Annotated in this window: 9 protein-coding genes and 2 pseudogenes; 8 read left to right on the top strand and 3 right to left on the bottom strand. The window is 68.5% G+C overall.

Translation table 11 applies throughout. The features are described from left to right. The 4 genes and pseudogenes from Q0W90_RS19530 to Q0W90_RS19515 form a co-directional block, all read left to right on the top strand. A partial coding sequence (locus Q0W90_RS19530; protein WP_297776039.1) for a cobyrinate a,c-diamide synthase occupies window positions 1–1,118 on the top strand: 1,118 nt, incomplete at its 5' end. A gap of 81 nt (window positions 1,119–1,199) precedes the next feature. Continuing rightward, window positions 1,200–2,416 (top strand): annotated as a pseudogene (cobA, locus tag Q0W90_RS19525) (uroporphyrinogen-III C-methyltransferase). Between the two features lie 22 nt (window positions 2,417–2,438). Next, window positions 2,439–4,055, top strand: a complete 1,617-nt coding sequence (locus tag Q0W90_RS19520; RefSeq protein ID WP_297601942.1) for an MFS transporter — start codon at window positions 2,439–2,441, stop codon at window positions 4,053–4,055. Between the two features lie 118 nt (window positions 4,056–4,173). Continuing rightward, window positions 4,174–5,922, top strand: coding sequence for a proline--tRNA ligase (locus Q0W90_RS19515; RefSeq protein WP_297776037.1), 1,749 nt, complete (start codon window positions 4,174–4,176; stop codon window positions 5,920–5,922). 306 nt (window positions 5,923–6,228) lie between these two features. On the opposite strand, the gene Q0W90_RS19510 is transcribed toward Q0W90_RS19515, so the two are convergent. From Q0W90_RS19510 to Q0W90_RS19500, 3 genes are all read right to left on the bottom strand, one after another. Continuing rightward, on the bottom strand, window positions 6,229–7,311 hold the full coding sequence (locus tag Q0W90_RS19510) for an IS110 family transposase (protein WP_297698840.1): 1,083 nt from the start codon (window positions 7,309–7,311) through the stop codon (window positions 6,229–6,231). Window positions 7,312–7,427: 116 nt separating this feature from the next. Continuing rightward, window positions 7,428–7,874: a ferritin-like domain-containing protein gene (locus Q0W90_RS19505; RefSeq protein ID WP_297595741.1), complete on the bottom strand. Its 447-nt coding sequence runs from the start codon at window positions 7,872–7,874 to the stop codon at window positions 7,428–7,430. Further along, window positions 7,871–8,398, bottom strand: a complete 528-nt coding sequence (locus tag Q0W90_RS19500) for a hypothetical protein (RefSeq protein WP_297595742.1) — start codon at window positions 8,396–8,398, stop codon at window positions 7,871–7,873. The genes Q0W90_RS19505 and Q0W90_RS19500 overlap by 4 nt, the downstream gene beginning before the upstream one ends. 208 nt (window positions 8,399–8,606) lie before the next feature. Between Q0W90_RS19500 and rimP the strand changes: the two genes are divergently transcribed. The 4 genes and pseudogenes from rimP to Q0W90_RS19480 all read left to right on the top strand — a co-directional run. Further along, the gene (gene rimP, locus Q0W90_RS19495) at window positions 8,607–9,140 is read left to right on the top strand and encodes a ribosome maturation factor RimP (RefSeq protein ID WP_297701315.1); all 534 of its coding nucleotides are present in this window, start codon (window positions 8,607–8,609) and stop codon (window positions 9,138–9,140) included. After that, window positions 9,137–10,192: a transcription termination factor NusA gene (nusA, locus tag Q0W90_RS19490; protein ID WP_297595744.1), complete on the top strand. Its 1,056-nt coding sequence runs from the start codon at window positions 9,137–9,139 to the stop codon at window positions 10,190–10,192. The genes rimP and nusA overlap by 4 nt, the downstream gene beginning before the upstream one ends. 73 nt (window positions 10,193–10,265) lie before the next feature. Next, window positions 10,266–10,635, top strand: a pseudogene (locus tag Q0W90_RS19485) (YlxR family protein). An 85-nt stretch (window positions 10,636–10,720) separates the two neighbouring features. Next, a partial coding sequence (locus Q0W90_RS19480) for a translation initiation factor IF-2 N-terminal domain-containing protein (RefSeq protein ID WP_297776033.1) occupies window positions 10,721–11,324 on the top strand: 604 nt, incomplete at its 3' end.

The following is an 11,324-nucleotide window of genomic DNA, read 5'->3' as shown; positions in this document are numbered from 1 at the left end:
TCGGGCCGTCCGCCACAACCCCCGCGGCGGGATCGACCGCCCACGTCGCCGGCCTGCTGGGTGCGCCCGTTGTCCTGGTCGTCGACGCACGCGGTCAAAGCCAAAGCATCGCCGCACTGCTGCGCGGCTTTTCGACGTTCGACACCGCGACCCGGGTCGTCGGTGTGATCCTGAACCGGGTCGGCTCGGCGCGGCATGAGCAGGTGCTGCGGCAGGCCTGCGAGCAGGCCGGTGTCCCGGTGCTGGGCGCCATCCCGCGTGTCGCTGAATTAGAGCTTCCCACAAGATATTTAGGGCTGGTCACCGCGGTGGAGTACGGGCGCCGGGCCCGGCTGGCGGTCGACGCGATGACCGCCTTGGTCGCCCGCCACGTCGACCTGGCGGCGGTGGTCGCGGTCGCGCGAAGCCCGGCCGCGCAGGAGCCCTGGGATCCCGCGACGGCGGTGGGGGAGACCGCCGGGCGGTGCGGCGACCGCGCCACCGTCGCCGTGGCGGCGGGCAAGGCCTTCAGCTTCGGCTACGCCGAGCACGCCGAGCTGCTGGTGTCCGCCGGCGCGGACGTCGTCGCATTCGATCCGCTCAGCGACGCGTTGCCCGACGGCACCGATGCGGTGTTGCTGCCCGGCGGTTTTCCCGAACAGTTCACCGCGGAGCTCTCCGCCAACGACGTCGTGCGCCGGCAGATCAAGGAGGTGGCCACCGCCGGGGCCCCCATCCACGCCGAATGCGCCGGGCTGATCTATCTGGCCACCGAACTCGACGGCCACCCGATGTGCGGCGTGCTGGCCGGGCGGGCACGGTTCACTCCGGACCTGACGCTGGCGTATCGCGATGCCGTCGCCGTCGCCGATTCCCCGCTCTATACCGCCGGCCAGCGGGCCGTCGGGCACGAATTCCACCGCACCGCAGTCACGTTCAGCGACAGCTATCAGCCGGCATGGATGTACCGGGCCCACGACGCCGACCACGCGGGCGCTGCCGCGCGCGACGGCGTCGTGCACGGCGGCGTGCACGCGTCGTATCTGCACACCCATCCGGCCGCCGCCCCGCAGGCGGTGGCGCGCTTCGTCGCATACGCCGCGGCTCGGCGAGCGCAGCCGGCCCGTCCGCGAATGTAACGCCAGGGTGGGAAAAGTTGGGCAAACCCGCCGTGGCGTTACGCGCGCGGCGCCAGCATCGACAGCCACTAGGCTTGGGGGGTGACTGAGAGCGCCTACCTCGCTGGGCTGCGGCTGACGGGCAAGAAGGTCGTCGTCGTCGGCGGCGGCACCGTTGCCCAGCGCCGGCTGCCGTTGCTCATCGCCAGCGGCGCCGACGTCCACGTCATCTCCCGCAGCGCCACGAGGTCGGTCGAGGCGATGACCGGAATCACCCTGGTATTGCGCGAATACCGCAACGGCGACCTCGACGGAGCCTGGTACGCGATCGCGGCCACCGACGACCCGCAAGTGAACGAGGCCGTGGTCGCCGAGGCCGAAAGCCACCAAATCTTTTGCGTCCGGGCGGACATCGCCGTCGAGGGGACCGCAGTAACGCCAGCATCTTTCAGCTACGCAGGGTTGTCCGTTGGGGTCCTGGCCGGCGGCGAGCACCGACGCTCGGCGACGATCCGCTCGGCCATCCGGGAGGCGCTGCAGACCGGGGTCATCACCCCTGAAGGCCCGGTGAGCTCCGATGTCGTCAGGGGCAGCGTGGCGCTGATCGGCGGCGGTCCCGGTGACCCCGAACTGATCACCGTGCGCGGCCGCCGGCTGCTCGCCCAGGCCGACGTCGTGGTCGCCGATCGCCTCGCGCCACCGGAACTGCTCGCCGAGCTGCCGCCTCACGTGGAGGTCATCGACGCCGCCAAGATCCCGTACGGGCGGGCGATGGCCCAGGACGCCATCAATGACGTCATGATCGAACGCGCGCGGGCCGGAAGCTTTGTGGTGCGCCTCAAAGGCGGGGACCCCTTCGTCTTCGCCCGCGGCTACGAGGAGGTGCTCGCGTGCGCCGACGCCGGGATTCCGGTCACTGTGGTGCCGGGTGTGACAAGCGCCATAGGAGTGCCGGCCTTGGCGGGCGTGCCCGTCACTCATCGGGCGATAAATCACGAATTCGTGGTGGTCAGCGGCCATCTCCCACCCGGTCACCCCGAATCGTTAGTGAATTGGGATGCGCTGGCGGCGATGTCCGGCACGATTGTTTTGCTGATGGCGGTCGAACGCATCGAACTCTTCGCCGAAGCCCTATTAAAGGGGGGTCGACCTGCGGATACGCCGGTGCTGGTCGTTCAGCATGGGACGACGTCCGCTCAACACACTTTGCGAGCCACCCTGGCCGACACGCCCGAAAAGATTCGGGCCGAAGGTATCCGACCTCCCGCGATCATCGTGATCGGCGCTGTGGCGGCTTTCGGGGTTTAAACGATTCTTAAGATTACTGTAAGGTAACCCTTTATGACGGCTCTCAACGACTCAGAGCGCGCTGTCCAAAACTGGACCTCTGCGCGCCCCGATCGTCCGGCCCCGGTGCGCACCACGCCCCCGGCGGAGACCGCCTCCAAGCCCCCGGCGGAGAGCGCCGCGCCTCGCATCAGCAAGTACTACCCGGCGTGGCTGCCTTCTCGGCGCTTCATCGCGGCCGTCGTCGCCATCGGTGGCATGCAGCTGCTCGCGACGATGGACAGCACCGTCGCGATCGTCGCGCTCCCCAAGATCCAAAACGAGCTCAGCCTGTCCGACGCCGGCCGCAGCTGGGTGATCACCGCCTACGTGCTGACCTTCGGCGGGCTGATGCTGCTGGGCGGCCGGCTCGGCGACACCATCGGGCGCAAGCGCACCTTCATCGTCGGTGTCGCGCTGTTCACCATCTCCTCCGTGCTGTGCGCGGTTGCCTGGGACGAAGCCACCATGGTCATCGCCCGGCTGTCGCAGGGCGTCGGGTCCGCCATCGCCTCGCCGACCGGCCTGGCTCTGGTGGCGACCACGTTCCCCAAAGGGCCGGCGCGTAACTTCGCGACGGCGGTGTTCGCCGCGATGACGGCGATCGGCTCGGTGATGGGCCTGGTGGTCGGCGGAGCGCTCACCGAGGTGTCGTGGCGGCTGGCGTTCCTGGTGAACGTGCCGATCGGCCTGGTGATGATGTACCTGGCCCGCACCGCGCTGCGCGAGACCAACCGCGAGCGGATGAAGCTGGACGCCACCGGCGCCATGCTGGCCACCCTGACATGCACCGCCGCCGTGTTCGCCTTCTCGATGGGGCCGGAAAAAGGCTGGGTTTCGCTCACCACCATCGGCTCGGGTGTGGTGGCGCTGGGTGCCGCCCTTGCCTTCATCATCGTCGAGCGCACCGCCGAAAACCCCGTCGTTCCGTTCGATCTGTTCCGGGACCGCAACCGGCTGGCCACCTTCACCGCAATCTTTTTGGCCGGCGGACTCATGTTCAGCCTGACCGTGTGCATCGGCCTGTACGTGCAGGACATCCTCGGTTACAGCGCGCTGCACGCCGGCGTCGGCTTTATCCCGTTCGTCATCGCGATGGGAATCGGCCTCGGCGTTTCCTCGCAACTGGTGTCACGGTTCTCGCCGCGGGTGTTGACCATCGGCGGCGGCATCCTTCTGTTCTGGGCGATGCTGTACGGCTGGGCGTTCATGCACCGCGGCGTCGCCTACTTCCCCAACCTGGTGTTGCCCATCGTGATCGGCGGGATCGGCATCGGCATGGCCGTCGTTCCCCTGACCTTGTCGGCCATCGCCGGCGTGGGTTTCGATCAGATCGGCCCGGTATCGGCGGTCACGCTGATGCTGCAAAGCCTGGGTGGGCCGCTGGTGCTGGCCGTCATCCAGGCCGTGATCACTTCGCGGACACTGTATTTGGGCGGCACCACCGGCCCGGTGAAAATCATGAACGACGTGCAGCTGCAGGCGCTCGACCACGGCTATACCTACGGCCTGCTGTGGGTGGCCGGCGTGGCCGTCGTCGTCGGCGGTGCGGCGCTGTTCATCGGTTACACCCCCGATCAGGTTGCGCACGCGCAAGAGGTCAAGGAAGCGATGGACGCCGGGGAGCTGTAGCTCACCGCGTGCGAGCTGCCACCTTGCCGTCGAATGTCACGCCAGAGTGGCGTTGGGGCGCGAGCGTTGCGCTGACGTGACGTTCGACGCACCTGCCCGCACGCTAGGCTGGCCCGCTGTGATCACCCGGATGTCCCAGCTGTTTTTGCGCACGTTGCGCGACGATCCCGCCGACGCCGAAGTCGCCAGCCACAAACTTCTGATCCGGGCCGGCTACATCCGGCCCATCGCACCCGGGCTGTACAGCTGGCTGCCGCTGGGATTGCGGGTGCTGCGCCGCATCGAGCGCGTCGTCCGCGAGGAGATGAACGCCATTGGCGGGCAAGAGATCCTGTTCCCCGCCCTGCTGCCCCGCGCACCGTACGAGGCGACGAACCGGTGGACCGAATACGGCGACTCGGTGTTTCGGCTGCAGGATCGCCGCGGCAACGACTACCTGCTGGGACCGACGCACGAAGAGCTGTTCACCCTGACCGTCAAGGGCGAATACAGCTCCTACAAAGACTTTCCGGTCCTGTTGTACCAAATCCAGAACAAATATCGTGACGAGGCGCGGCCGCGGGCCGGCATCCTGCGCGTGCGGGAGTTCGTGATGAAGGACTCCTACTCGTTCGACATCGACGACGCCGGCCTGGCGGCCGCCTACCACGCGCACCGCGAGGCCTATCAGCGCATCCTCGCGCGCCTGCAGGTGCGCTACGTCATCGTGTCCGCGGTCTCCGGGGCCATGGGCGGCAGCGCCTCCGAGGAGTTCCTGGCCGAAAGCCCGGTCGGCGAGGACACCTTCGTGCGGTGCCTTGAATCGGGCTACGCGGCCAACGTCGAGGCCGTCGTCACCGCCCGGCCGGAGGCGCAACCGATCGATGGGCTGCCCGAGGCGGTGGTCCACGACACCGGCGACACCCCGACCATCGCCACCCTCGTGGACTGGGCCAATACCGCGGACCTGGGCCGCGCCGTCACCGCGGCCGACACGTTGAAGAACGTCCTGCTCAAGGTGCGCCAACCCGGCGGGGACTGGGAGCTGCTCGCCATCGGGCTGCCCGGCGACCGCGAGGTCGACGACAAACGGCTGGGCGCTGCGCTGGAGCCGGCCGACTACGCGATGCTCGACGACGCCGACTTCGCCAAGTACCCGTTTTTGGTGAAGGGATATATCGGACCGAAGGCGTTGCGAGACAACGATATTCGGTACCTGCTCGATCCCCGGGTGGTCGATGGCACCAGCTGGATCACCGGGGCCGACGAGCCCGGACGCCACGTTGTCGGGCTGGTCGCCGGCCGCGATTTCACCGCCGACGGCACCATCGAGGCCGCCGAGGTGCGGGACGGCGATCCCTCGCCGGACGGCGCGGGCCCGCTGGTGTCGGCGCGCGGTATCGAGGTCGCGCACATCTTCCAGCTCGGACGCAAATACACCGACGCCTTCACCGCCGACGTGCTCGGCGAGGACGGCAAGCCGGTGCGCCTGACCATGGGCTCCTATGGCCTGGGGGTGTCGCGGATGGTGGCCGTGATCGCCGAGCAGCACCACGACGAGCTGGGGCTGCGCTGGCCGTCGGCCGTCGCACCGTTCGACGTCCATCTGGTGATCGCCAACAAAGACGACCAGGCCCGCGCCGGGGCCACCGACCTGGCCGCCGAACTGGACCGGTTGGGCGTCGACGTGCTGCTCGACGACCGCCAGGCCTCGCCCGGCGTGAAGTTCAAGGACGCCGAGCTGCTGGGCGTGCCCTGGATCGTGGTGGTGGGACGCGGCTGGGCGGGCGGCGTGGTGGAGCTACGTGACCGCTTCGGCGGTCACACCCGGGAACTGGCGACCGGGCCGTCGCTGGCCGCCGACATCGCGGCGGTCCTGAACAGCTGATATGTAGGCATCCTTTGTCAATAGGCAGGTGAAAGCCGCCCCGGTTTTGGCCGGGGCGGCTTTCGTTTGATCGGGTGTCGGGGTCGGGCCGTGGCGGTCGTTGGTCAACGACGGTGGTGTCAGGCTGATATGCGCGGGTTGGGTACCGCAAGACGATGGTTCGGCGCGAACGGTGGCTGCTCTCTAGGGACGGGCGTCACGCGGGATTTCAGTTGAATCCTGTTGTGGCTCATAGCTGTAACGCAGGTCTGGTTCGCTTACCTCGCTGTGGCCGACACTGATCCCGATCAAGTTAGCGGCTGGCAGTTATTCCAGGGTGGCTAGTGACCAGCACCATCCAGCCAGTTCGCGCGCGATGGCGACATTGGCGACGACGTGGGGCTTTTTGCGTTCGTTAAAGCGGCACCATTGTTGGTGCAGGCGCCGGTTGCCGGCGTGCCCACGCGCTTTGAGGGCCGGGTCGACTTTGGCCCAGCGGGCCCGCATCGTTGGTCCGGGATTGCGGTAGGAGGCCCGGTGGTGCCAGGCCGCCTCGATCAGCAGCCTGCGCACATGGGCGTTACCGGCTTTGGTGATCGAGCCCTGCGCCCGCGATGCTCCCGAAGAAAATTCCGTGGGCACCAGGCCAACGTAGGCGCCGATCGAGGATCCGGTGAACCGGGTCCAGTCACCGATCTCCACCGACAGCGCCAATCCGGTGAGCGCGGAGATCCCGCGCAGACAGCCCAGCCGGTCGACCGGATCAGCCCACCGCGGGGAGGCCGCGATCGTGACGATCTGCTCATCGAGACGATCCCTGGCCGCCGTGGCAGTCAAGACAGCGTCGAAGTGATGGTCGAAGGCTGCTGTGGTGTGGGAATTGTCGAATCGCTGGCGACGAAGCCAGGTTTCGTGCACCCCATTCCATGCTTGCCCACCTGAATACACCCGGCCCTGGCGCAGCAGCAATTTGGACAGCCGATGCCGAACCCGCATCAGATCGACGCGGGCGTCCTCACGGGCCCGGACCAGATCCCGGGCTGCCTCGACTTCGCGCTCCGGGACAGTGACCGCGGTGATCTCGCCCAAGCGAAGCAGTCGGGTCAGATGCGCGGCGTCGCGAGCATCGGTCTTGACCCGATCACCCGGCGGACGGATCAACTTCGATGGAGCCGCAACAACACAGTCGATCCGGGCATCAGACAATGCCCGGGCCAGTCCGAATCCTGTGGGCCCGGCCTCATAGGCCACCCGCACCGGCCCCCGCAGCCGGTGCAACCAGTCCAGGATCTCGCCGTGATCGGGACACAACCGTGCCCGCTCGACACGCCCTGTTTCCTCATCCACGGCATGCGCAACCACCGAAAGTGCGTGCACATCCAACCCGACACTCGTACCGTTGAAACTCACCGGAGGCCTCCTGATCTGCAACTGTGGCTCTACCGGAGCGAGTGTTCACCCGCCACCGGCAACCCACGACCGATTGCAGCCCGAGGCCTTCGGCCCCGAGTCAGCCTCCATACCGTCTAGTCGTTGCCGCCCGGGAAACTCGTCGTGATGGGCCAGGCGCCCAACACCCGGTTCCACCGGGCGGCCATGACCGCGCTCTGAATCAGCGCCGTCGAGGCAAACGCCCGATCCTGGGCGGTCTCGGCGTGTTCGGCGGCGACGCGCCACGCCCCCGCGCAGTCGTTCTCCATCCGTGCGGCCAGGCGCGCCGCGTCCGCCGGGCTGCCGACCACCATGGGCAGCTGGTAGCCGGCCGCGGCGACCGGAGCGGTCACCTTGCGGGCGGTCAGCATCGCGATGACGTCGTCGCGGCGTTGGCGGTGCTGCTCGAGGGCCTCCACCACCATGCCGTTCACGCTGGGGGGCGACAGCGCCGAGACGATGCCGTAGCCGTAAATCGTCGAGTGTTCGATGGCCAGCGCGTCGGACAGCGCCGCATTGTCGGCATCCTTCCCCGAGGTCATATCGATGGACCCCCGGGCACCAGCGCCACCGTGTAGGACGCCGTGCACGATGCCGCGATCGAGGCGAGCAGCCCCGCCCGGTAGCCGGATTCGGTGCCCACCAGGCGAGCCGCGCTGTCGGCGGAGGCGCGCAGCGCGTCGATCACGTCGGCCACTGGCGGCGGGGGCGGCGGCGGCCCGGCCGGTTCGGCCGGACTCGGGCTGGTCGTTTCGCTCGACGACGTCACGGCGAGCTTGCCGGCGGCACGCGAGATCTCGGCGGACAGCGCGCGGGCGTGCGCGGCGCGTTGGCTCGCCACCACCGTCAGCGCCGCAGCAACCTGCGGGGGGTTCCCGACGGCCGCGGCGGCGGCACCCGCCAGCGTGCTGTCGTGGCGGGCCTGGTCCAACGGGCCCAGCAGTTGTTCGACGGGCGGGGGCTTGGGCGCGGACTTGCCGCACGCGGACACCACCCCCAGCGCGGCCAAGGCGGCGCCGCCGGAGAGGACGTCTCGCCTGTTGACGAACGGAACTGCGCTAGGCACAAGCACATCCTGCCACCGGTGCGAAAGCGGGCACGAAGCCAGCACGCGATCACGCCGCCATCGGCGATTCCTGGCGTATCGTGGATAGCTGGTTCTCGCGGGAGGGCGGCTGTACGTTCTTTCGCCGGGACACCGGAAGCCGCCCGCGAAGCCATCGCGGCGGCGACATCCGCCAGATGACCGGACAACTCAAGATGAGGAGCTCGCCGTGACCACCGGGCTACCGTCGCAGACGCAGGTGATCGAGCTACTCGATGGAGAGTTTGCGCGCGCGGGATACGAGATCGAAGACGTGGTCATCGACGCCCGGACCCGACCGCCCCGCATCACGGTGATCGCGGACGGTGACAACGGCCTCGATCTGGACACGGCGGCCACCCTTTCGCGCTCGGCGTCGGCGCTGCTCGACGGCCTGGACAGCATCGGGGACCACTACGTGCTCGAGGTGTCCTCACCCGGTGTGGATCGCCCGCTGACCAGCGCGAAGCACTTCCGTCGCGCCCGCGGCCGCAAGGTCGAGGTTGTCCTGTCCGATGGATCCCAGCTGACCGGACGCGTCGGCGAGACGAACGAGGACACCGTCGCGCTGGTGGTTCGCGCGGGCCGGGACTGGGCGATACGCGAGATCTCGGTCGGTGATGTCGTCAAAGCTGTTGTCCAGGTGGAGTTTTCGCCCCCTGCCCAAGCGGAACTGGAACTGGCGAGTATGGGTCAGGGCCGGAGGACGGAGACGGGAACATGAACATCGACATGGCCGCCCTGCATGCGATCGAGGTGGATCGGGGCATCTCGGTCAACGAGCTGCTCGAGACCATCAAGTCCGCGCTGCTCACCGCCTACCGGCACACCCAGGGCCATCAGAACGACGCGCGGATCGAGATCGACCGCAAGACCGGTGTCGTGCGGGTGATGGCCCGGGAGACCGACGAAGACGACAACGTCATCAGCGAATGGGACGACACCCCCGAAGGCTTCGGGCGCATCGCCGCCACCACCGCACGCCAGGTGATGCTGCAGCGATTCCGCGACGCCGAAAATGAGCGCACCTACGGCGAGTTCTCCACCCGCGAGGGCGAGATCGTCGCGGGCGTGATCCAGCGAGACAGCCGCGCCAACGCGCGCGGCCTGGTGGTGGTCCGGATGGGCACCGAGACCAAGGCATCCGAGGGCGTGATCCCCGCGGCCGAACAGGTTCCCGGGGAAAGCTACGAACACGGCAACCGCGTGCGGTGCTATGTGATCGGGGTGACCCGCGGGGCCCGGGAACCGCTGATCACGCTGTCGCGCACCCACCCCAACCTGGTCCGTAGGCTGTTCTCCCTGGAGGTGCCCGAGATCGCCGACGAGTCCGTCGAGATCGTGGCCGTGGCCCGGGAGGCCGGGCATCGCTCCAAGATCGCCGTGAAGTCGAACCTTCCCGGCCTGAACGCCAAGGGCGCCTGCATCGGTCCGATGGGGCAGCGGGTCCGCAACGTGATGAGCGAGCTCTCCGGCGAGAAGATCGACATCATCGACTACGACGAGGACCCGGCCCGCTTCGTCGCCAACGCGTTGTCGCCGGCCAAGGTGGTCTCGGTGTCGATCATCGACCAGGCCGCCCGCGCCGCCCGCGTGGTGGTTCCCGACTTCCAGTTGTCACTGGCCATCGGCAAGGAGGGCCAGAACGCGCGGCTGGCCGCCCGGCTGACCGGCTGGCGCATCGACATCCGTGGGGATTCGGCCGCCGGGCCCGGCGGTCATCCGGAGGGCGAGCCCGAACACGGTGCCACCCACGGAATGGCCCACGACCGCTAGCGGCAGACCGGGGCACGGCCGCCCATCCTCGGGTGGTTCTGACCATCGATCCGGTGACGCTAGACTGACCGTGATCCAGCGTGAGCCTTCGGCCTCCGAAACCCAGAAGGGCGCACCGACACATGGGTGAACCCGTGCGGACGTGTATCGGGTGCCGAAAGCGAGAGTTGGCCGTCGAACTGCTTCGAGTGGTGGCTGTGCCGACCGGGAACGGCGATTTCGCCGTTATCGTCGACACAGGCAGGAGCCTGCCGGGGCGGGGTGCATGGCTGCATCCCGTGCCGCAGTGCGCACAACAGGCGATCCGGCGGCGTGCTTTCACCAAAGCGCTGCGCATCACCGGTTCACCGGACACATCCGCGGTGGTCGAGCACATAGAGTTTCTCAGTGCGCCCGATCGCCCGGCAACAGAACAGGTAGCAAAGAACATGAGCACACCGTGAAGTCCCGATGACGCCCATCCCTATGCGTTACAGCTAATTCCCGAGGCGCGGCCCCACGACTGTCGCCTCATAGACAGGAGATGTAGTGGCAGGTAAGGCCCGCGTACACGAGTTGGCAAAGGAACTCGGTGTTACCAGCAAGGAAGTTCTCGCCCGGCTGAATGATCAGGGCGAATTCGTCAAATCCGCATCGTCGACGGTAGAAGCGCCGGTGGCTCGCCGGCTGCGCGAGTCCTTCGGGGGCGGCAAGCCCGCTGCCCAGAAGGCCCCCGCGAAGGCCGCGAAAGGGGAGGCCAAGGCTGCCGCCAAGACCCCCGACACGTCGCTCGATACGGCCCTCGACAACGCGATCAACAAGGCCGGCGGCAACGGCGAAGCGACGGCGACACCCGCCCAGCCCGGTGGCCCGGCGACGACCGCTGCCGCCCAGCCCTCCGGCGCCGCGCCCACCGAGGCGCCGGCGCGACCGGGGCCGGCCCCCGCGCCTCCGTCGGCGCCCTCTCCCGGGCAGCCGAGGCCCCCCGCTCCCGGCCAGGCGCCGCAGCCGGGCATGACACCGGGCCCGCGTCCCGGCCCGATCCCCAAGCCTCGCGCCCCGCGCGTCGGCAACAACCCGTTCTCGTCGGCGCAGCCCGTCGACCGGCCCATCCCGCGTCCGGCGGCGCCCCGTCCCGGAGCGCCCCGACCGG

Source organism: Mycobacterium sp. (genome assembly GCF_025933915.1).
GTDB lineage: Bacteria > Actinomycetota > Actinomycetes > Mycobacteriales > Mycobacteriaceae > Mycobacterium.
This window is presented reverse-complemented; position numbering and strand designations above follow the sequence as displayed.

Coding starts and splice junctions, on each gene's coding strand:
- Q0W90_RS19520 (WP_297601942.1), top strand. CDS start 2,439: ATGACGGCTCTCAACGACTCAGAGCGCGCTGTCCAAAACTGGACCTCT.
- Q0W90_RS19505 (WP_297595741.1), bottom strand. CDS start 7,874: ATGACCTCGGGGAAGGATGCCGACAATGCGGCGCTGTCCGACGCGCTG.
- nusA (WP_297595744.1), top strand. CDS start 9,137: ATGAACATCGACATGGCCGCCCTGCATGCGATCGAGGTGGATCGGGGC.